Annotated in this window: 20 protein-coding genes and 1 riboswitch; of the genes, 16 read left to right on the top strand and 4 right to left on the bottom strand. The window is 69.5% G+C overall.

The window, feature by feature from the left end; all coding sequences use genetic code 11:
- Window positions 1-11: 11 nt before the first annotated feature.
- The 4 genes from tsaD to murC are packed head-to-tail and all read left to right on the top strand — an operon-like array spanning window position 12 to window position 3,909.
- On the top strand, window positions 12-1,028 hold the full coding sequence (gene tsaD / locus J2Z79_RS02245) for a tRNA (adenosine(37)-N6)-threonylcarbamoyltransferase complex transferase subunit TsaD (protein WP_209465228.1): 1,017 nt from the start codon (window positions 12-14) through the stop codon (window positions 1,026-1,028).
- Between the two features lie 7 nt (window positions 1,029-1,035).
- Window positions 1,036-1,524 (top strand): acyltransferase, encoded by a 489-nt coding sequence (locus tag J2Z79_RS02250; RefSeq protein WP_209465229.1) that lies wholly within the window; start codon window positions 1,036-1,038, stop codon window positions 1,522-1,524.
- Window positions 1,525-1,568: 44 nt separating this feature from the next.
- Window positions 1,569-2,477: a phosphatase PAP2 family protein gene (locus J2Z79_RS02255; RefSeq protein ID WP_209465230.1), complete on the top strand. Its 909-nt coding sequence runs from the start codon at window positions 1,569-1,571 to the stop codon at window positions 2,475-2,477.
- Window positions 2,478-2,493: 16 nt separating this feature from the next.
- Window positions 2,494-3,909 carry a UDP-N-acetylmuramate--L-alanine ligase gene (murC, locus tag J2Z79_RS02260; protein WP_209465231.1) on the top strand — a complete coding sequence of 472 codons (1,416 nt, stop codon included), beginning with the start codon at window positions 2,494-2,496 and terminating at the stop codon, window positions 3,907-3,909.
- A 75-nt stretch (window positions 3,910-3,984) separates the two neighbouring features.
- Here the strand turns inward: murC and J2Z79_RS02265 are convergent, their stop codons facing one another.
- On the bottom strand, window positions 3,985-4,605 hold the full coding sequence (locus J2Z79_RS02265; RefSeq protein WP_209465232.1) for a uracil-DNA glycosylase: 621 nt from the start codon (window positions 4,603-4,605) through the stop codon (window positions 3,985-3,987).
- A gap of 188 nt (window positions 4,606-4,793) precedes the next feature.
- Window positions 4,794-4,958 carry a hypothetical protein gene (locus tag J2Z79_RS02270; RefSeq protein ID WP_209465233.1) on the bottom strand — a complete coding sequence of 55 codons (165 nt, stop codon included), beginning with the start codon at window positions 4,956-4,958 and terminating at the stop codon, window positions 4,794-4,796.
- 137 nt (window positions 4,959-5,095) lie between these two features.
- Between J2Z79_RS02270 and guaB the strand changes: the two genes are divergently transcribed.
- The 5 genes from guaB to J2Z79_RS02295 all read left to right on the top strand — a co-directional run bounded on the left by guaB (window position 5,096) and on the right by J2Z79_RS02295 (window position 11,552).
- Window positions 5,096-6,556: an IMP dehydrogenase gene (gene guaB, locus J2Z79_RS02275; RefSeq protein WP_245301915.1), complete on the top strand. Its 1,461-nt coding sequence runs from the start codon at window positions 5,096-5,098 to the stop codon at window positions 6,554-6,556.
- 216 nt (window positions 6,557-6,772) lie between these two features.
- Window positions 6,773-8,044 carry a UDP-N-acetylglucosamine 1-carboxyvinyltransferase gene (gene murA / locus J2Z79_RS02280; RefSeq protein WP_209465234.1) on the top strand — a complete coding sequence of 424 codons (1,272 nt, stop codon included), beginning with the start codon at window positions 6,773-6,775 and terminating at the stop codon, window positions 8,042-8,044.
- A 16-nt stretch (window positions 8,045-8,060) separates the two neighbouring features.
- Window positions 8,061-9,251, top strand: coding sequence for an FtsW/RodA/SpoVE family cell cycle protein (locus J2Z79_RS02285; protein ID WP_209465235.1), 1,191 nt, complete (start codon window positions 8,061-8,063; stop codon window positions 9,249-9,251).
- A 125-nt stretch (window positions 9,252-9,376) separates the two neighbouring features.
- Entirely contained in the window at window positions 9,377-10,564 is a 1,188-nt protein-coding gene (locus tag J2Z79_RS02290) for an acetyl-CoA C-acetyltransferase (protein WP_209465236.1), read from the top strand.
- Window positions 10,565-10,679: 115 nt separating this feature from the next.
- On the top strand, window positions 10,680-11,552 hold the full coding sequence (locus J2Z79_RS02295) for a 3-hydroxybutyryl-CoA dehydrogenase (RefSeq protein ID WP_209465237.1): 873 nt from the start codon (window positions 10,680-10,682) through the stop codon (window positions 11,550-11,552).
- A gap of 49 nt (window positions 11,553-11,601) precedes the next feature.
- Here J2Z79_RS02295 and J2Z79_RS02300 read toward each other — a convergent pair whose 3' ends face one another.
- Window positions 11,602-12,192 carry a TetR/AcrR family transcriptional regulator gene (locus J2Z79_RS02300; protein ID WP_209465238.1) on the bottom strand — a complete coding sequence of 197 codons (591 nt, stop codon included), beginning with the start codon at window positions 12,190-12,192 and terminating at the stop codon, window positions 11,602-11,604.
- Window positions 12,193-12,290: 98 nt separating this feature from the next.
- On the opposite strand from J2Z79_RS02300, the gene J2Z79_RS02305 reads away from it, so the two are divergent.
- Window positions 12,291-12,902 (top strand): hypothetical protein, encoded by a 612-nt coding sequence (locus tag J2Z79_RS02305; RefSeq protein WP_209465239.1) that lies wholly within the window; start codon window positions 12,291-12,293, stop codon window positions 12,900-12,902.
- Here the strand turns inward: J2Z79_RS02305 and J2Z79_RS02310 are convergent.
- Window positions 12,805-13,848, bottom strand: coding sequence for a YkvI family membrane protein (locus J2Z79_RS02310; RefSeq protein WP_209465240.1), 1,044 nt, complete (start codon window positions 13,846-13,848; stop codon window positions 12,805-12,807). The genes J2Z79_RS02305 and J2Z79_RS02310 overlap by 98 nt on opposite strands.
- Before the next feature lie 197 nt (window positions 13,849-14,045).
- Window positions 14,046-14,175, top strand: a riboswitch (molybdenum cofactor riboswitch).
- Between the two features lie 80 nt (window positions 14,176-14,255).
- On the opposite strand from J2Z79_RS02310, the gene J2Z79_RS02315 reads away from it, so the two are divergent.
- From J2Z79_RS02315 to J2Z79_RS02340, 6 genes are all read left to right on the top strand, one after another.
- A complete protein-coding gene (locus J2Z79_RS02315; protein WP_209465241.1) occupies window positions 14,256-15,488 on the top strand; it encodes a molybdopterin molybdotransferase MoeA in 1,233 nt (410 codons plus the stop codon).
- Window positions 15,485-17,410 (top strand): molybdopterin biosynthesis protein, encoded by a 1,926-nt coding sequence (locus tag J2Z79_RS02320; protein WP_209465242.1) that lies wholly within the window; start codon window positions 15,485-15,487, stop codon window positions 17,408-17,410. The genes J2Z79_RS02315 and J2Z79_RS02320 overlap by 4 nt, the downstream gene beginning before the upstream one ends.
- 22 nt (window positions 17,411-17,432) lie before the next feature.
- Window positions 17,433-18,422, top strand: a complete 990-nt coding sequence (moaA, locus tag J2Z79_RS02325) for a GTP 3',8-cyclase MoaA (RefSeq protein ID WP_209465243.1) — start codon at window positions 17,433-17,435, stop codon at window positions 18,420-18,422.
- Between the two features lie 31 nt (window positions 18,423-18,453).
- Window positions 18,454-18,945 (top strand): cyclic pyranopterin monophosphate synthase MoaC, encoded by a 492-nt coding sequence (gene moaC / locus J2Z79_RS02330; protein WP_209465244.1) that lies wholly within the window; start codon window positions 18,454-18,456, stop codon window positions 18,943-18,945.
- Between the two features lie 171 nt (window positions 18,946-19,116).
- Window positions 19,117-19,599, top strand: coding sequence for an RNA polymerase sigma factor (locus J2Z79_RS02335; protein WP_209465245.1), 483 nt, complete (start codon window positions 19,117-19,119; stop codon window positions 19,597-19,599).
- Window positions 19,596-20,282 carry a hypothetical protein gene (locus J2Z79_RS02340; RefSeq protein WP_209465246.1) on the top strand — a complete coding sequence of 229 codons (687 nt, stop codon included), beginning with the start codon at window positions 19,596-19,598 and terminating at the stop codon, window positions 20,280-20,282. Before J2Z79_RS02335 ends, J2Z79_RS02340 begins: the two co-directional genes overlap by 4 nt.
- Window positions 20,283-20,351 lie beyond the last annotated feature (69 nt).

A 20,351-nucleotide genomic window follows, 5' to 3' on the forward strand; every position in this document is an offset into this window, starting at 1 on the left:
GAGATGAACCTGTGTCGGAAGGGCTGATCCTGGGCATCGAGTCCTCCTGCGACGAGACGGCGGCGGCCGTGGTCGCAGGCGGGCGGCGGGTGCTCTCCAATACCATCGCAAGCCAGGTGGAACTGTTTCGGAAGTACGGCGGGGTCGTGCCCGAGATCGCCTCGCGCAAGCACCTGGAGCTGATCCTGCCCGTGATCCGCGAGGCGGTGGAGACCGCCGGCGCCACGCTGGCGGAGATCGACGCCATCGCCGTCACCCACGGCCCCGGCCTGGTGGGCACGCTGCTGGTGGGGCTCTCGGCCGCCAAGGCGCTGGCCTTCGGCCTGGACAAGCCGCTGATCGGCGTCAACCACCTCCAGGGGCACATCTACGCCAACTTCCTGACGGAGGCGCCGCCGTCTTTCCCGCTGGTCTGCCTGGTGGTCTCGGGCGGCCACACCGACCTGATCTACATGGCGGACCACGGGGAGATGGAGCTGCTCGGCCGTACCCTGGACGACGCGGCAGGCGAGGCCTTCGACAAGGTGGCCCGCGCCGTGGGCCTGGGCTACCCCGGCGGCCCGCAGGTGGAGCAGCTGGCGCGGTCGGGCGACCCCGAGGCCGTGCCCCTGCCCCGCGCCCACACCGAGGGGCCTTACGACTTCTCCTTCTCGGGCCTGAAGACGGCCGTGCTGCAGTACGTGCAGCGCACCGGGCCGCTCTCCGACCGGCAGCGGGCCGACCTGGCGGCGTCCTTCCAGCATGCCGTCACCGGCGCGCTGGCCGAGAAGACCCTGAAGGCGGCGCTGGACAGGGGGGTCCGCCAGGTGATCCTCGCCGGCGGCGTGGCGGCCAACGGCGCCCTGCGGCAGGCGATGCACGCGGCGCTCGATCCCCACGGGATCGCCCTCGGCTACCCGCCGCCCGTGCTCTGCACCGACAACGCCGCCATGATCGCCGCCGCGGGCTACCACCTCTGGAAGGCCGGCGTGCGGCACGACCTGGACCTGAACGCCGTGCCCGGGCTGGGGCTGCGGGTGAAGGGGTGATCCGTCCGTGAGCCGCAGGCTGACCCGGCTGCCCGACTACGGGCCGCTGAACCCGCTGCAGTATTGGTACCGGCACATCAACCCGCTGCGGGTGGTGTGGAACTTCATCTGCATCTACCTGGCCAAGTACGCGCCCTCGCTCACGCTGAAGTGCTGGCTCTACCGGCTGACCGGGGCGAAGATCGGCCGCAACGTCTCCATCGGCCTGGCCGTCGTGTTCGACATCTTCTACCCGCACCTCATCCGCATCGATGACAACAGCGTCATCGGCTACAACTCGGTCATCCTCTGCCACGACTTCCGGGTGAAGGAGGCCTTCACCGGTCCCGTGCACATCGGCCGGGACGTGCTGGTCGGGGCCAACTCCACCATCCTCCCCGGCGTCTCCATCGGCGACGGGGCGACCGTCTCGGCCATGAGCCTGGTGAACCGGGACATCCCGCAGGGGGCCATGGCGGGCGGCGTACCTGCGCGGGTGCTGCGGGCGGCGGAGTAATCGCGCCATCCCGCCGACCATAGAATAATAGGACAGGTGAAAGGGTGGGAGACGTGACGGGCATCGAGATCCTGCAGGCGATCCAGACGATCCACTCGCCGCTGCTGGACCGGGTCTTCGGGCTGATCACCAACCTCCACCACGAAGCGGTCTACATCCTGGTCCTCCCCTTGATCTACTGGCTTTACGACAAGCGCTTCGGCCGCTACATGTTCTCGGTCTTCTTCATCGGTTTCTGGTCCAACGACCTGCTGAAGGACGTGTTCCGCACGCCCCGCCCCGACCCGAGCGTGTTCAGAGTGCTATACGCCGAGACGGGCGGCGGATACTCCTTCCCCAGCGGCCACTCCCAGACGCCCCTGGTCTTCTGGGGGGCCATTGCCCACCATCTGCAGCGGCGCTGGTTCACCTGGCTGATCGCCGCCCTCGTCTTCCTCATCGGCTTCTCCCGGCTCTACATCGCCGTGCACTGGCCGGTGGACGTCGTGGGCGGCTGGGCGATCGGCCTGGTGGTCCTCTACATCGTGGTCCGCACCCGCTCCTTCTGGACCGGCGAGCACCAGAGGCTGGGCCTGCGGCTCCTGCTGGCCTTCCTCCTGCCGGGGGCGGCGCTGGGCCTGCTGGCCCTGGTGGGCACCGTCGACGAGGTCGCCTGGCTCATCGTCGGCGCCTACGGCGGGCTGCTCTTCGGCTCCGCACTGGAGGAGGCCTGGGTCGGCTTCGACCCGCGCCGGGGGAGCCCCGTGCAGCACCTGCTGAAGCTGGTGGTGGGGTTTGCGCTGGTCCTCGCGGTGAAGGAGGGGCTGAAGTTCGTCCTGCCAGACACCGGTCCCGGTGATCTGGTGCGCTACTGGCTGGTGGCGGTCACCGCCACCCTGGCTGCGCCGTGGGTCTTCGCTCGGTTCATCGCCCGCCCGGCCGCACCGGCGGCGGGAAGGGCGCAGAGTTTCTAGCAAGGAGGAAGCCTGGGTGCTGAAGGCCCGAAAGGTGCATTTCATCGGCGTCGGTGGCTACGGCATGAGCGCGCTGGCCATGGTGCTCACGCAGCAGGGTATGCAGGTCTCCGGATCGGACGTCGCCGCATCCGACCGGACTCGCCGGCTGGAAGCGGCGGGGGTCGAGATCCACATCGGCGCGCATGACGCCGCCCACATCGACGGAGCCGAGGTGGTCGTCTATTCCACCCAGGTGCCGCAGGACAACCCGGAGCTGGCGGCGGCCCGCGCCCGGGGCCTGCGGGTGATGCACCGCTCGGAGGTGCTGGCCGAGTTCGTGAACGGCCAGTCCATCGCCGTGGCCGGCACCCACGGCAAGACCACGACCTCCTCCATGATCGCCTTCCTGCTGGAGCGGGGCGGCCTCGACCCGACCGTCCTCCTGGGCGGCGAGATGGAGGCCATCGGCGGAACGGGCAAGGCCGGCAGCGGCCCCTGGGTGGTGGCCGAGACCGACGAGTCCGACCGCTCCTTCCTGCGCTACCGCCCGGAGGTGGCGGTGGTGACCAACGTGGAGCCCGAGCACCTCGAGTTCTGGGAGGGCTCCTTCGAGCGCATCAAGGAGGGCTTCCGCCAGTTCCTCGGCCAGGTGCGCCCGGGGGGACTCGCCGTGCTCTGCGCCGACGACCCGACCCTCCTGGCGCTGGGCCGGGAGCTCGCGCAGACTCCCGGCGGCGCCCGGGTGGTCTTCTACGGCACCCACCCTGCGGCGTCGTGGCAGGCGCACAACATCCGCACCTGGGAGAAGGGCATCGCCTACGACTGCGTGCGGGACGGTCGGATGCTGGGCGAGGTCCGCCTGCCGGTCCCGGGCCGGCACAACGCCCTGAACTCCCTGGGCGCGCTGGTGGCCGGGGAGTACGCCGGCCTCTCCTTCGCGCAGATGCGGGAGAGCCTGCTCTGCTTCGGCAACGCCAAGCGGCGCTTCCAGGTATGGGCTGAGGTCGACGGCATCCGGGTGGTGGACGACTACGCCCATCATCCTACGGAGATCCGGGCGACCCTGGCCGCCGCCCGGGAACAGGCGCGCGGCCGGATCGTCGCGGTCTTCCAGCCGCAGCGCTACTCCCGCACCCACTGGCTGATGGACCAGTTCGCCACGGCCTTCCAGGACGCCGACGTGCTCGTGCTCACCCGCATCTACAGCCCGCCCGGCGAGCAGCCGATTCCCGGCGTGTCCGCGGAGACGCTGGCCGCCCGCATCACGGCCAACACGGGCCGGCCGGTCACGCTGCTCAGCGACCCGCGGGAGATCCTCGCCTTCCTGCTTTCCGAGGTGCGCCCCGGCGACACGGTGCTGACGATGGGCGCCGGCGACATCTGGCAGGTGGCGCGCGACCTGGCGCAGGAGCTGAAGGCGCGCACCCCGTCGGCCCGGGGCCAGGGATAGGTCGCGTAAGCGAAGCGGCAGCCTTTCGGGCTGCCGCTCAACGCTTTGCTTGGAGACACCCCGCCGTGCGGGAAGCTAGACGTAGGGCGAGTAGTGGTTGGGGTCCACCAGCTCGCGGTACTTGTGGATCACCTGCTTCATGTCTTCCCACACGTCCCGCTTCTTGCTGGGGTCCCTGAGCAGGGCGGCGGGGTGGTAGGTGGGCATGAAGAGGATGCCCTCCCGCTCGATCCACTGCCCCCGCATCCGGGTGATGCGCGCCTGCGGGTCGATGACCCCCTGCAGGGCGGTGGCGCCCAGGAGCACGATGATCTTGGGCTGCACCAGCCGGATCTGGGCGCGCAGGTACGGCCAGCACGCCTGCCGCTCGGCGGGCTCGGGGATGCGGTTGCCCGGCGGCCGGCACTTCACCACGTTGGCGATGTAGCAGTTCCGCCGGCGGTCGAACCCCGAGACCTCCAGGATCCGGTCCAGCAGCTGGCCGGCCTTGCCCACGAAGGGGCGGCCGAGCCGGTCCTCGTCGGCGCCGGGGCCCTCGCCGATGCACATCAGTCCCGCCGGCCAGACCCCCTCGCCGAAGACCACCTGCTGGCACCCCGCCCGCAGGCCGCAGCGGCTGCAGCCCCTGACGACCTCGGCCAGGGCGTTCATGTCAGGTAACAGATCGAGCTCTGTCGGCGCGCCTGTGTAGATCATCTTCGTCCACCTTCGTCGTGGGAGTTCTCCCTTCTGATTCGGTGGCGGCGGCGCCTCTCCCTGCGGGGGAGAGGAAAAGCGCCCCTGAGTCGCACCTCCGGGGGTGCGGCGGGGGCGCTGCGGAAGGGCACTGCGGCCCGGACAGCCGGCGATTGCCGACGGGCAACGCGGGCCTGCCGGTCGGAACGCTACTGGCGCGGGCGGCGGGCCTCGCCGGACTGCTCGTACATCTGCTGCAGCAGGGTGCGGGGGTGCTCCTCCCCGCCGTCGTCGTGCAGCGGCTCGACCTCCAGCTTCATCTTCGCCCCGGGCTTTGCGGGCCCGGGCTTGCCGGCCCGGGGTTCCTCTGCCATCGCACATCACCTCGCCCCATAGCCTTATCCGGGCCCGCCCAGCCCATGCAAGCCCGCCATTCGGCGGTTGTCGTGGGTTATGCGCTATGGTATAATGCTTCAAATTCAGAGCAAGATGCTCAGTCGGAGGTCGGATCATGGACTCGAAATTCGGGCCGGAGGCGTTGACTTTCGATGACGTCCTGCTGGTACCAGCACGCTCGGAGGTTCTCCCCCGCGACGTCGACGTATCGACTCGCCTGACTCGCAAGATTCGGCTCAACATCCCCCTGATTTCCGCAGCCATGGACACGGTGACGGAGGCGCGCATGGCGATCGCCATGGCGCGCGAGGGCGGTATCGGCATCATCCACAAGTCGATGTCCATCGAGCGGCAGGCCGAGGAGGTCGACAAGGTCAAGCGCTCCGAACACGGCATCATCGTCGACCCGGTCTACGTGCACCCGGACGACATGATCGACGTGGCCCTGCAGCTCATGGCCCGCTACCGGATCTCGGGCGTGCCGGTGGTGGAGCGGGGAACCCACAAGCTGGTGGGCATCCTCACCAACCGTGACCTGCGCTTCGAGGACAACTGGCACCAGCCCGTGGGCAACGTGATGACCCGGGAAAACCTGATCACCGCACCCGTGGGCACCACGCTGGAGGAGGCCAAGGGCATCCTGCGCCACGCCAAGGTGGAGAAGCTTCCGCTGGTGGACGACCACGGGGTGCTGAAGGGCCTGCTCACCATCAAGGACATCGAGAAGGCCAAGAAGTACCCCAACTCGGCCAAGGACGAGCGGGGCCGGCTCCTCTGCGGCGCCGCCATCGGCGTCTCGCCCGACGTCATGGAGCGGGCCGGGGCGCTGGTGGACGCCGGCGTGGACGTGCTCGTGCTCGACTCCGCGCACGGACACTCCGCGGGCATCATCGAGGTGCTGCGCCGGGTGAAGGCCAGCTTCCCCAACGTGCAGGTCATCGCCGGCAACGTGGCCACCCCCGAGGGCACCCGCGACCTGATCGAGGCCGGAGCCGACGCGGTCAAGGTCGGCATCGGACCGGGCTCCATCTGCACCACCCGGGTTGTGGCGGGCATCGGCGTCCCGCAGGTGACCGCGATCTTCGAGTCGGCCAAGGCGGCGGACGAGTACGACGTGCCGATCATCGCCGACGGCGGCATCAAGTACTCGGGCGACATCACCAAGGCGATCGCGGCCGGCGCCTCCGCCGTCATGATCGGCTCCCTCTTCGCCGGCACCGACGAGTCGCCTGGCGAGATGGAGATCTACCAGGGCCGGTCGTTCAAGGTCTACCGCGGCATGGGCTCCCTCGGTGCCATGAAGGAGGGCTCGGGCGACCGGTACTTCCAGGCCGACGCCCCCAAGCTGGTTCCCGAGGGCATCGAGGGCCGCGTGCCCTACCGGGGTCCCCTGGCCGACACGGTGTTCCAGCTGGTGGGCGGTCTCCGCGCCGGCATGGGCTACTGCGGCACGCCCACCATCGAGGACCTGCGGAAGAACGGCAAGTTCCGCCGCATCACTGCCGCCGGGCTGCGGGAGAGCCACCCGCACGACGTCCACATCACCAAGGAGGCGCCGAACTACAGCGTCTCGTAGCAGAGAGACCCGGGCATATCGCCCGGGCCCTTCTCTGCCCGGAGGCTGGGACCGCCTGCTCCTGCTCCGGGCACCCCGCGCAAGGTCAAAGCTGGGATTCCCGGTCGGCCGCTGGACGGGCCCCCAGCTTTCTGTTAGAGTAGCTAAGGTGTGACCTGTCTCAGGACTGGCAGCGCATACTAGTTATGACCCGCCATACACAAGGGGAGACGGATTTTGACAGCGAAGTTCATCGTCCGCGGCGGCAACCGGCTCTCCGGCACCGTGGCCATCGGGGGCGCGAAGAACAGCGCATTGCCCATCGTCACCGCAGCTGCGCTGGCCGCCGAGGGCGAATCCATACTCGATAACGTACCCGACAACTCCGACATACAGCACCTCTGCGCGATACTCGAAGCACTGGGCTGCCAGGTGGAGCGGGTGGCCGAGACCACGCTGCGCATCCGGGCAGACCGCCTCGAGAACCACGTGGCACCGTACCACATCGCCCGCAGGCTCCGGGGCTCCACCTACGTGATGGGGCTCCTGCTGGCGCGCCTGGGAAGGGGCGAGGTCGCCTGCCCAGGCGGCTGCGAGATCGGCGCCCGCCCGGTGGACTTCCATTTGAAAGGATTCAAGGCGCTCGGGGCCGAAGTGGTGGTGGAGCACGGCGCCATGGTGTCGCAGTCGGTCAACCTGCGGGGCGGCCGCTTCTACGTGGACCGGGCCAGCGTCGGCACCACGGTCAACATGATCATCACCGCCTCGCTGACGCCGGGCGTCACCATCCTCGAGAACGCAGCCTGCGAGCCGGAGATCGTGGACCTGGCCAACTTCATCAACGCCATGGGCGGCCGGGTGCGGGGCGCGGGCACCAACACCGTGCGCATCGAGGGGGTCGACCGGCTGCGCGGCGCGCGGCACGAGGTGATCCCCGACCGCATCGAGGCCGGCACCTACATGGTGATGACCGCCGCCGCCGGCGGCGAGGTCCGCATTGAGAACGTCATCCCCGAGCATCTGGGCACCGTCATCGCCAAGCTGATCGAGGCCGGCCAGGAGGTCGTGGAGCAGGGCGACAGCATTGTGGTGCGGTCGCGCCCCATCCGCTCCGTGGACGTGGAGACCCAGGTCTACCCGGGTTTCCCCACTGACCTGCAGTCGCCCTGGGTCGCCCTGATGGGCCTGGCCGACGGCATCGCCGTGGTGCAGGAGACCATCTTCGAGAACCGCTTCGGCTTCACCAACGAGCTGATCCGGATGGGAGCCAACATCAAGGTTGACCGGAACACCGGGATCGTCCGCGGCGTCGAACGGTATACCGGCGCACCGGTGGAGGCCAAGGACATCCGTGGCGGCGCCGCCCTCGTCACGGCCGCCCTCGCCGCCGAGGGCGTGACCGAGATCGGCGGCGTGCGGTACATCGACCGGGGCTACACCCGCATGGAGGAGAAGCTGACCGCACTGGGTGCGGACATCAAGCGGGTTACGGTGGAGGAAGGCCCCTGAGGGGGAGGGGTGCCTGTTGGCACGAGCCGTACACTCTGCTCGGCGACGGCCCGGGCGGGGGGAGGTCCGCCGGCGCGAGCCGGCGCGGCGCGCCCCGCTTCCGCTGCCGGGCGCGCCCGACGGCCTGCTGATCGCCGCCGTGGCGGGGCTCGCCAGCTTCGGCCTGGTCATGATCTACAGCGCCACCATCCACGAGGGGACCACCGCCGAGGTTGTACGCAGGATGGCCGTCCAGTTCGGCGGCGGCGTCCTGGGCCTTCTGGCCGGGCTGCTGGTGCCGCTCGACTGGTGGCGCAGGCTGACGGTTCCCGCCCTCCTGATCACCGCCGCGGCGCTGGCCTCGCTGCTGATTCCCGGCAATCCCTTCGCCATCACCCGCCTGGGCGCCACGCGCTGGCTCGACGTGGGCCCGCTCTCCTTCCAGCCGTCCGAGTTCGCCAAGCTGACCTTCGTCCTGTTCGGCGCCGGCTTCCTGGAGCGCAGGGCGCCGCGGCTCAGGGCCGGCCACTGGGGCGTCTACCTCCTGGTGCTGGCCGTCTTCGGCGGCCTGATCTACCTGGAGCCCGACCTGGGGACCGCCCTGGTGCTCGGGGGCATCGCCCTCTGCCTGCTCTGGGTGGCCCGCATTCACCTGGTTCCCTTCACCGGCCTCGTGGCGGGGGCCGCGGCCGGGGTCTTCTACCTGGCCATGAACAAGGAGCACCAGAGGCTCCGGCTTCTGTCCTGGTGGAACCCGTGGGCCTACGAGGACGACATCGGCCACCAGGTCATCCAGTCCTGGACCGCCATGGCCCGCGGCGGGCTCTGGGGCGTCGGGCTGGGCGAGTCGCTGCAGAAGCTGGACAACCGCCTGCCCGAGGCGGAGACCGACTTCATCTTCGCCGTCGTGGCCGAGGAGCTGGGGCTCATCGGCGGCGCGGCGGTCATCCTCCTGTTCGTGCTGTTCACCTGGCGCGGGTTCAACGTCGCCCTGCGCGCACCGGACCGGTACACGATGCTCCTGGCCGCGGGCGTCACGACCTGGGTGGGCGGCCAGGCGCTCCTGAACATCGGGGTGGTCACCGGCACCCTGCCCAACACGGGCATCCCGCTGCCCTTCCTCTCGTCCGGCGGCTCCTCGCTGCTGGCCCTGATGATCGGGGTCGGCATCCTCATCTCCATCAGCCGCCTGGCACGCCCCGCAGGCGCCAATCACGGCGAACGGTAGCCCCCTGCACCGGCAGGGGGCTCTTCTTGTGCGGATCCCTTTTTCTGCCCAGGCGGGCATACCTTCTGGTATAATGGTTAGCACATAACAGTCTCACCATTCCGAACCGGACGGGAGGAGCGCGTATGAGGCGAGAAGCCGTCGTCGTCAGTGCCGTGCGCACGCCCTTCGGCGCCTTCAACGGGGGGCTGAAGGACCTCTCCGCAACGGATCTGGGCGCCGTGGCCATCAGGGAGGCGGTCCGCCGGGCCAGGCTGGATGAGCGGCCCGAGCAGATCGACCACGTGCTGATGGGCCAGGTGGTGCAGGCGGGCGCCGGCCAGATTCCGTCGCGGCAGGCGGCCCACAAGGCGGGGCTGCCCTACGGCGTCGTGTCCGAGACAGTGAACAAGGTCTGTGCGTCCAGCCTGTGGGCCGTCAACCTGGCCGACCTGATGATCCGGGCCGGCGACGCCGAGGTGGTGGTCGCGGGCGGGATGGAGTCGATGTCCAACGCGCCCTACCTGCTCTTCGATGCGCGCCGGGGTTACCGCATGGGCCACGGCAGACTGGTGGACGGCGTGATCCACGACGGCCTCTGGTGCGCCTTCGGCGACGTCCACATGGGCACCTATGGCGGTCAGGGTGCCCGGGAGTACGGCCTCACCCGCGCTGAGCTCGACGAGTGGGCCTACCGCAGCCACATGCGTGCGGCCGCCGCCTGGGACCGGGGCCTCTTCGCCGAAGAGGTGACGCCCGTGACGATCAAGCAGAAGAAAGGAGAGGTCACCGTCGCGGTGGACGAGCCGATCCGGCGCGACACCTCCCTGGAGAAGCTGGCGGCGCTGCGCCCGGCCTTCGAGCCGGACGGGGTGATCACCGCCGGCAACGCCCCGGGCCTCTCCGACGGCGCCTCGGCCCTGGTCATCATGTCCCGGGAGAAGGCCCAGGCGCTCGGGCTGGAGGTGCTGGCCACGATCCTGGCCCAGGGGCAGCACTCCGAGGAGCCCCACGCCCTGCACACGGTGCCGGCCCGGGCCGGGCAGCAGGCGCTGGCCCGCGCCGGGCTCACCGCTGCGGACCTGAACCTGGTGGAGATCAACGAGGCCTTCGCCGCGGTGACGCTGGTCTCGACCCGGCTCCTGGGGGTCGACCCCGAGATCGTCAACGTCAACGGCGGCGCCATCGCGCTCGGCCATCCCATCGGGGCCAGCGGCGGCCGGATCCTCATGCACCTGATCTACGAACTGCGGCGCCGGGGCGGCGGCATCGGCCTGGCCGCCATCTGCTCCGGCGGCGGCCAGGGCGAGGCGACGCTGATCCGGGTCGAGTAGGCTGCGACCTGCGCGGGGTGCGCGCATCGGCTCCGTTGCCATCTGCTCTGGCGTCGGTCGTGGGCGGCGACGCTGATTCGCGTTCAGTAGATCTACCTTGAGAGGGATGAGGACGATGCAGCGGATCATGGTGGTTGGCGCCGGCCAGATGGGCTCGGGCATCGCCCAGGTGGCGGCGCAGGCGGGATATCAGGTCTACCTGCGGGATATCGAGGACCGCTTCGTGCAGCGCGGCCTGGGCGTGATCGAGAAATTCCTGTCCCGGGACGTCGCGAAGGGGCGGCGCACCGAGGAGGAGAAGGCGGCGATCCTGGGGCGCATCACCGGCACCGTGGATCTGGCGCCGGCCGCCCAGTGCGACCTGGTCATCGAGGCCATCGTCGAGAACCTGGAGGCTAAGCTGGCGCTCTTCCGCGAGTTGGATCAGATCTGCCCGGAGACCACCCTCTTCGCCTCCAACACCTCCAGCCTTCCGATCACGCAGCTGGCTGCGGTGACCCGCCGGCCCGACCGGTTCATCGGCATGCACTTCATGAACCCGGTGCCGGTCATGCAGCTGGTGGAGGTCATCCGGGGCATCGCGACCTCGGACGAGACCTACGCCCGGATCCGGTCCCTCGCCGAGGCGATGGGGAAGACGCCGGTCGAGGTCAACGACTTCCCGGGCTTCGTCTCCAACCGGGTTCTCATGCCGATGCTGAACGAGGCCATGTTCTGCGTGTACGAGGGCATCGCCGGGGTCGAGGAAGTCGACACGGTGATGAAGCTCGGCATGAACCACCCCATGGGCCCGCTCACCCTGGCGGACTTCATCGGGCTGGACACCTGCCTGTCGATCATGAACGTGCTGTATGAAGGCTTCAAGGATCCCAAGTACCGGCCCTGCCCGCTGCTGGTGCAGATGGTGCAGGCTGGCTACCTGGGCCGCAAGAGCGGCCGCGGGTTCTACATCTACGACGAGAACGGCGCCACGCCCATGAAGCGGTAGTCCGAAGGAGCCGCCCCCACCGCTGGTGCATGCGGTGGGGGCGGCCCTGTCAGGGCTGCCGGCACAGCTGGGAGACCGAGGTGCGGACGACCCGCTCCATCTCCTCCGGCCGGAGGCGCTCAGGTTCGAGCAGCGCATGGACCGCCAGCCCGTCGATGACGGCGTAGATCCGCTCTGCCTCCAGCGCCAGATCCAGGCCCGCGCGCAGCATCCGCTCGCGGTCGAGGTACGCGAGCAGCTGGCAGATGAGCTCGTGCATCCGGTTCTCCGGAACCCCCGTGAGATCCGCGCGGTGGCGGACGTGTTCCATGAAGGAGAACCAGACGTCCATCTCGGCCCTGCGCTCCGCATCCAGGGGCACCAGCTCCAGCAGCAGCCGGACCGCTTTCTCGTCGGGTGGGAGGTCTTCCCGCACGAGACGCAGGATGCGCTGCTCCACCCGCTCGTTTACGAACCGCATCGCGTAGATCAGCAGATCGTCCTGGTTCTTGAAGTAGTGCCGCAAGGCACCGGCTGACATGCCCGCTTCCGCGGCGATCTTCCGCACTGTCGCCCCTTCCATGCCGCTCTTCAGGATGACCCGCCACATCGCCTCGGCGATGCGCTTCCGCTGTTCCTCGTGACTGACGACCTTCGGCATGGAGCTATTATAGCACAAGTGTGTTGCAAAAACGAGGCGGCCGTGCTACACTCCCCTTTGGCAATACACTTGTGCTAAAAAGGGGTGCGTGGCATCCGATGAGTCCCATCGCCTACCTCATCATCGGGGTAGAAATCGGCTTCTGGCTCTGCACCATCACCGGCCTGGCCGTCCGCTACCTGCTGAACAGGCCTCGCCTCGGCCTCGTCCTGCTGGCCATGACCGCCGTGCTGGACCTGGTTCTGCTCGTTGCGACGACGTACGACGTCCTGGTCAACGGCACGGTTGCGACCCTCGCCCACGGCATCGCCGCGGTCTACCTCAGCATTTCGGTTACGTTCGGAAAGCGGCTCGTCCGCTGGGCGGATGAACGGTTCCGGTACTACGTCCTGAAAACGGGTGCGCGGCCGGTGCAGCTGTACGGCCGCGAGCACGCCCGGTATAACCTGCAGGGCAGCCTGCTTTACCTTCTCGCCTGGCTGCTGGGCGGCGGGTATCTCTTCCTCCTCATCTACCTCGTCGGTGATCCTGTACGGACCAACGCCCTGGCAGCGGTACTGCGGGTCTGGACGGTCTCCGTGATCATCGATCTCCTGATCGCGGCCTCGTACTTCATCTGGCCCAGACAGCCCCAGCCCGCGCCAGCCCCGCAAGCACCACCAGCGCAACCAGGCCGAAGAGCGGGTAGAAGAAAGCCAGCAGCCGGCTGAAGCCGAACCCGCTGCCCAGGAGGGTCAGGCAGATGGTCGCCACGACGGCCTCCCGGTAGCGCCAGAACCGGCCCAGCCGTCCGGCGAAGCCGTAGGCGCAGGCGACGGCGGTCGTGTAGATCTCGGCCCAGAGCACCAGGGCGTAGAACCACTGCACGGCGCCGCTGTGGAAGCGGGTCAGGTAGAGCATGGGGATCTCCACCGCCGCCTCGGGCAGGTGGGCGCTGATGGTCAGCGTCATGCCCGCGGCCATCAGGCCCAGGGCGAGGCCGCCGGCGGCGCCGCCCCAGAGGATCACCCGGCGGTCGTTCACCTCGGCGCCCAGCGGGCCCAGCACCGAAATCGAAAGCACCAGATTGTAGCTCACGTAGAGCAGCGCGGCCATCCACCAGGAGCGTGCCGGCGCCAGCTCGGGCGCGGGGGCGAGCTGGCCCAGGGCGGCGCCGAGCCCGTGGTAGTGCAGCGACGAGGCCACCAGCAGGACCACGGCGCCGGTGAGGAGCGGCACCACGACCGTGTTGGCCGTCATGATGCCCCGCATGCCGGCCAGGATCGTCGCGCCGGCGAGCACCGCGGTGAACAGCGTGCCGAGGGCGTACGGCGAGCCCAGCTGCTGGCTGAAGATCGCCCCGCCGCCTGCGATCATCACTGTCAGCGTGATGCCGAGGAAGAGCGTTACGGCGCCGTCCATGATCCGCCCCACCAGCGGGCCGCAGACGTGGTGCAGGATCTCCCGGTGCGTCTCGGCCCGCATCCGCCGGCCGAGCTCCATCACGGTCACGCCAAAGAGGCAGAAGAGCGCCGTGGCCAGCAGCACACCCGTCAACCCCCAGCGCCCGTAAGCGGCGAAGAAGCGCAGTGTCTCCTGGCCGGACGCGAAACCGGCGCCCACGACCGTTCCGATGTAGGTCGTCGCCACGCGGAACACTTGAAATCCGCGCCTCATCGGCACGCCACCGCCCCTCACATGCCCGAGTCTGTAACGGATCGAGCAGGTGGCACTCGCGCGCTCCGGCCACCGCCCGTCGCAAATCTAGTCCGCCAAGTACCGAAGTCTGTCCTCGTCCCTCCACCATATGTGTCATTAGGGGGGAGTTTGCTTGCTCTGACCCCGCGGTCAACCGTATAATGGACGCGACAACTGCATCGACCACGTCCCGAGTCTTGCGACCTGTGTTCCGAATGGTCGCCTGACCGGTCCCGGCTTTTCGGGCCAGGGTCGTCGGGGAAACCCGGCGGCCTCCCGTTGGAAAGGGGCGGAGCCTGCGGGGGGCGCCCGCGTTGTTCTGCTGTCTTCCTGCCGGGGGATGGCTGTTTTTTTACATGCGATGGACCGACGAAGCAGGTGAAACGATGGAGTTTTTTACGCTACTGTCCGTCGAGGAGGCCCGGGATCGGTGGCTGGCTGCGGTGGAGCGGCGCATGGCCGCGGAGCGGGTTGCCGCGTCTGAGGCCGCAGGGCGGATCACCGCCTCGCCGGTGCTGTCGCCGGAGGAGCTGCCGCCCTTCGCCCGGAGCAGCGTGGACGGCTACGCCGTCCGCTCGGCCGACACCTTCGGCGCCTCCGAGGGGCTCCCGGCCTACCTCACCGTCACCGCCGAGATCCCGATGGGTCAGGCGCCGACGCTGCCGCTGAACCCCGGCGAGGCGCAGAAGATCGCCACCGGCGGCGCACTGCCGGAGGGGGCAGACGCGGTGATCATGGTGGAGCACACCGAGCAGTCGGCGCCTGACGAAATCGCGGCGCTGCGGCCCGTCTCGCCGGGCGAGAACGTGATGCACCGGGGCGAGGACTGCCGGGCCGGCGCGGAGCTGATCCCCGCCGGGCGGCTGATCCGGGCGCAGGAGGCAGCGCTGCTCAGCCACGCCGGCATCCTGCAGGTGGACGTGGTGCGGCGTCCCCGGGTGGCTATCATCTCCACCGGCGACGAGCTGGTTCCCGCCGATCAGGCCCCGGGCCCCGGCCAGATCCGGGAGTCCAACGGCCAGGCGCTCTCCGCCCTGGTGCTGCGGGACGGCGGCGAGCCCGCGTTCCTGGGCCTCGCCCCCGACGACGAGGAGCGGATCCTCGCCCTCCTCAGGCAGGGCATGGCGTACGACCTCATCCTGATCTCCGGCGGCTCCAGCGTGGGCGCCCGGGACCTCACCGCCCGCCTGATCGGACGGCTGGGCGAGCCGGGCGTGCTCGTGCACGGCGTGAAGCTGAAGCCCGGTAAGCCGACGATCCTGGCCGTGGCCGGGGGCGTGCCCGTGGCCGGGCTCCCCGGCCACCCCGTGAGCGCACAGGTGGTCTACAGCCTCTTCGTGGCGCCGCTGCTCCGGCAGATGCAGGGACTGCCGCCCGAGCCGGAGTTCCGGCCCACCGTTCTGGCGCGGCTGACCAAGAACGTGGCGTCGACGGCCGGCCGCACCGACGTGGTGCGGGTGCGGCTCTTCCGGCGGGACGGCGAGGTCTGGGCCGAGCCGGTGCACGGCAAGTCCGGCCTCATCTCGACACTGGTGAAGGCCGACGGGTTGATCGTGATCCCCTCCGCCCGGGAGGGGCTGCTGGCCGGCGATACGGTGGAAGTGGAGGTCCTGGCATGAGCAAGCGGCAGATCTACCTGGAATCGCTGCCCCACGACGTAGCCCTGGAGCGGCTGCTCACCGCCCTCGACCAGGCCGGCTGGGGCCCGCAGCGAGAGGTCGTCCCCACCGACAAGGCTCTGGGCCGCATCACCGCGGCACCCGTGCGGGCCCGCATCTCGGCCCCGCACTACAACGCCTCCGCCGTGGACGGCATCGCGGTGAAGGCCAGCGATACCTTCGGCGCCACCGAGACGTCGCCGCTCACCCTGACCATCGGAGAGCAGGCCCACTGGGTCGACACCGGCGACCCCCTGCCGCCCGGCTGCGACGCGGTCATCATGGTGGAGCACGTCAACCTGCTGGACGACGGCCACCACAGCGGCGCCCGCTGCGAGATTCTGGCGCCGGTGGCCCCCTGGCAGGACGTGCGGCAGATCGGCGAGGACGTGGTGGCCACCGAGATCCTGCTGCCGGAGGGGCACACCATCCGGCCCCAGGACATGGGCGCGCTGCTGGCCGCCGGCATCCTGGAGGTACCCGTGGTGCGGAAGCCGGTGGTCACGTTCATCCCGACGGGCACGGAGATCGTCGAGCCGAAGGCCGACCCGGCCCCCGGGGAGATCATCGAGTTCAACTCGCGCGTCATCCTGTCGATGGTGTCCGAGTGGGGCGGCACGCCCGTGCGCGGCCCGATCGTGCGCGACGACTACGACCTGATCCGCCGGACGGTCCGGGAGGCCGTCGCCGGCTCCGACATCGTCATCGTCAACGCCGGCTCCTCCGCCGGCAGCGAGGACTACACCGTCCACGTGCTGAAGGAGCTGGGGCAGGTGCTGGCGCACGGCGTCGCCATCCGCCCCGGCAAGCCCGTGATGCTGGGCCTGATCGACGGCAAGCCCTTCGTCGGCCTGCCCGGCTATCCCGTCTCCACCTGGTTGACGGCCGAGCTCTTTGTGAAGCCGCTGGTCTACCGCTTCCTGGGCCAACAGGTGCCCCGGCGCCCGACGGTGCGGGCCAGCCTGGCCCGCCGGGTAACCTCGCCCATGGGGGTGACGGAGTACGTGCGGGTGAAGCTCGGCCGGGTGGGCGAGCGGCTGGTGGCCACGCCCATCAGCCGGGGCGCCGCTGTCATCTCGTCGCTGGTGCGGGCGGACGGCCTGCTGGTGGTCCCCTCCGGACTGGAGGGCATCGGCGAGGGCAGCGAGGTCGAGGTGGAGCTGCTCCGGCCGCTAAGCGAGATCCAGGAGACCGTGGTGGCCATCGGCTCCCACGACACGTCGCTGGACCTGATGGGCTCCTTCCTGCGCCGGAAGAGCGGCTTCTACCTCTCCAGCGCCCACGTGGGCTCCCAGGGCGGGCTGCTGGCCCTGAAGCGGGGCGAGGCACACGTGGCCGGCGTCCACCTGCTGGACGAGGCCACGGGCGACTACAACACCGCATACGTGCAGAAGTACCTGGGCAGGCCGGCGCTGCTGGTGCTGCTGGCCAGGCGGGAGCAGGGCTTCATCGTGCCCAGGGGCAACCCGAAGAACATCACCTCGTTCCGCGACCTGGCCCGGCCCGACGTGCAATACGTCAACCGGCAGCGGGGCGCCGGCACCCGGCTGCTGCTGGATTACCACCTGAAGCAGGAGGGGATCTCGCCTGCTGAGGTGCAGGGGTACCGCTGGGAGCTGTTCACCCACCTGAACGTCGCCGCGGCCGTGAAGGCGGGCGACGCCGACGCCGGGCTGGGCATCCGGTCCGCCGCGCAGGCGATGGACCTGGACTTCGTCCCGGTGGCCTGGGAGGAGTACGAGCTCTGCATCCCGGCGGAGCTGGAGGAGCACCCTGGGGTTCAAGCGGTGCTGACCCTGCTCCGCGACCCCGAGTTCCTGGGAGCCGTGGAGTCCCTGGGCGGCTACGACTGCGCTGACTCCGGCCGAATCCGCCGGGTCTAGCCATCTGAAGGGAGGCCCGACCATGATCGATCAGTGGGGCCGGAAGATCAACTACATGCGCGTCTCGGTGACCGACCGCTGCAACCTGCGCTGCGTCTACTGCATGCCCCTCCAGGGCGTGACGCTGGGCCCGCACCACGAGTACCTCACGTACGAGGAGCTCACGCGGGTGATCAAGGCTGCGGTGGAGCTGGGGATCGACCGGATCCGCGTGACGGGCGGCGAGCCCCTGGTGCGCAAGGACATCGTGAAGTTCCTCGCCCAGCTCAAACCCCTGGGCGTGAAGGACCTCTCGCTATCGACCAACGGCCTGCTCTTCCCCAAAATGGCCAAGGACCTGAAGGCCGCGGGCGTCGACCGGCTGAACATCTCGCTGGACACGCTCCGCCCCGACCGGTTCACGAAGATCGCCCGGATGCCCGGCAGCCCGGCCGACGTGCTGGCCGCGGTGGACGCTGCGCTGGAGCTGGGGATGGAGCCGGTGAAGCTCAACATGGTGGTCATCCGCGGCTGGAACGACGACGAGCTGGCCGACATGGCCAGGCTCACCCTGGATAAGCCGATCCACATGCGCTACATCGAGGTCATGCCCTTCTCCGAGGCGTACACCTTCACGTGGGAGAACCTGGTCTCCGCCGCGGAGATGCGGGAGCGGCTCCTGGACGAGTTCGGCGACCTGGAGCCGGTGCGGGAGGGCGTGAAGGGCAACGGACCGGCCAAGTACTGGCGGCTGCCCGGGGCGAAGGGCACGGTGGGCTTCATCTCCGCCGTCACCGAGTGCTTCTGCGCCGACTGCAACCGGATCCGGCTCTCGGCCGACGGCAAGATCAACCCTTGCCTGGGCCACGTCCACGAGGTGGACCTGAAGTCGATCATCCGCGACCCGTCCAGGACAGACGAGGATCTGAAGAACGCCCTGGCCGACGCGATCCTGCGCAAGCCCCGCGAGCACAACTTCGACGACCTGGAGTCGGACTACAAGCTGCGGGTCATGCATGGCATCGGCGGCTAGCCGTGACACGCGATACTGGAGGGAGCACTGCATGGCAGAGCTGACGCATCTGGACCCGCGCGGCAACGCCCGCATGGTCGACGTGGGCGCCAAGCAGGAGACCGAGCGGGTGGCCATCGCCCGGGCGGAGGTGCGGATGCGCCCCGAGACCCTGGCCCTGATCCAGTCGGGCGGCGTGCCCAAGGGCGACGTGATCGGCGTGGCCCGAGTGGCCGGCATCATGGCGGCCAAACGCACGGGCGAGCTGATCCCGCTCTGCCATCCGCTGCCGATCACGCAGGCCAGCGTCGATTTCGCCTTCGACGAGGCCGGCGGCCGGGTGCTGATCGAGTCCCGGGTTTCGACGGTGGGCCGGACCGGGGTGGAGATGGAGGCGCTCACCGCCTGCTCCGTGGCGGCGCTCACCATCTACGACATGGCCAAGGCCGTCGACAAGGGCATGGTGGTCGGCGAGATCCGCCTGGTGAAGAAGACCGGCGGCAAGAGCGGCACCTACGTCCGCCCCGGCGAGGAAGTGGAATAGCGCAGGCGCCCCCGTGCACAGCAGCTGCACGGGGGTCTTGCTTGTTCCGGGGCCTCGGGAAGACAGTCGGCTGCCGCTCGGTCGGGCAGCTGCTGCTCCGTGGACCTTCCGCGAACGGAACGTGCCTCCCCACCCTCTATTTTGGTGAGAACGGTCAGAGAGGGTCAGGCCATGGAGTACTTACAGTTGCTGCGGGCCCATCAGGGCTATCTGGAGCGGATTGCCCTGGCGATGCTGGGGAACCGGGCCGACGCCGAGGACGCCCTGCAGGAGACGGCTCTGGCCGGGTACCGGCACTTCGACCAACTGCGCGACGCGCACGCCTTCGGCGCCTGGATTCGGCGGATCCTGATCCGGCAGTGCCGGCAGATCCTGGAGCGCAGGCAGCGGTCCGTCCCGGTGGACGACCTGGCGGCCTACCTGCCGGATACGGTCCCGGGGCCGGATGCAGAGTCGACGGCGGTCTGGGGGATGGTGGCGCGCCTCAGCGACCACCTGCGTCCGGTGGTGGTGCTGCGGTACATGCTGGATATGTCGCAGCAGGAGGTGGCCGAGGCCCTGGGCATCCCCGTGGGCACCGTGAAGTCCCGCCTCGGGAAGGCGCTGGCGCTGCTGCGACAGATGGAGGAAGCAGAGAGGAGGGCGGCGCAATGAACGGCCGCGACGACTTCGAGCACCGCCTGGGCCAGGCGCTGAAGCGCTGGGCGCAGGCTGGAGAGCCGACGATGGACCTGGAGGCCTTGGTGCGGGAGCGGGTGCCCCTGAAGCCCGTCCCGAAGCAGATGGGGCGCCGCGGCAGCCGGTGGAAGCCGTGGATGGGCGGCGCGGCCGCAGCGGTCACCGCCCTGGCCCTGGGCGTCTCCTTGTTCAGGTGGACCTGGGCGGCTGCCGGCCTGCAGCGGTCCGCAACCCCGGCGGTCGTCGTCCATGCCGGGATGGGAGGGGAACAGGCCAGCCTGGCGGAGGTCACCCGGGGCGGCATCACCGTGCGCATCCTCGCGGCGGTGGCGAACGCCGAGGGCACCGTGATTGTCTACCGGGTGCTGGGGGCGCCTGCCACCGGGGGGAGCGACGTGCAGCCTGTGGCGGTGGAATCGGTTGTGGTGCGTCCGGCCCCGCGGTGGCCGTGGCCGTGGGGCGGTCGCACCGGCGGCGAAGAAGCGGTCGATTTTGCCACCGAACCCGTGGAGACGCCGCACGGCTACCTGGGCGCCATCTCCGCCCGTCCCCTGGAGGTCGAGGAGGCGGAGCTCGGGCTGGTCTTCCGGGTGGGCGAGGAGAGAATCACGGTGAGCGTGCCGGTCTCGCGCCAGGACAGCGACAAGTCCTCCCGTTGAGGAAGGCGTGAACCGTGGCCACCCGGGCCACTCAGGCCGTCCGTACTGGAGGGGTGTCGCTCGAACACA

This window comes from Symbiobacterium terraclitae (assembly GCF_017874315.1).
In the GTDB taxonomy this organism is placed as follows: domain Bacteria; phylum Bacillota; class Sulfobacillia; order Symbiobacteriales; family Symbiobacteriaceae; genus Symbiobacterium; species Symbiobacterium terraclitae.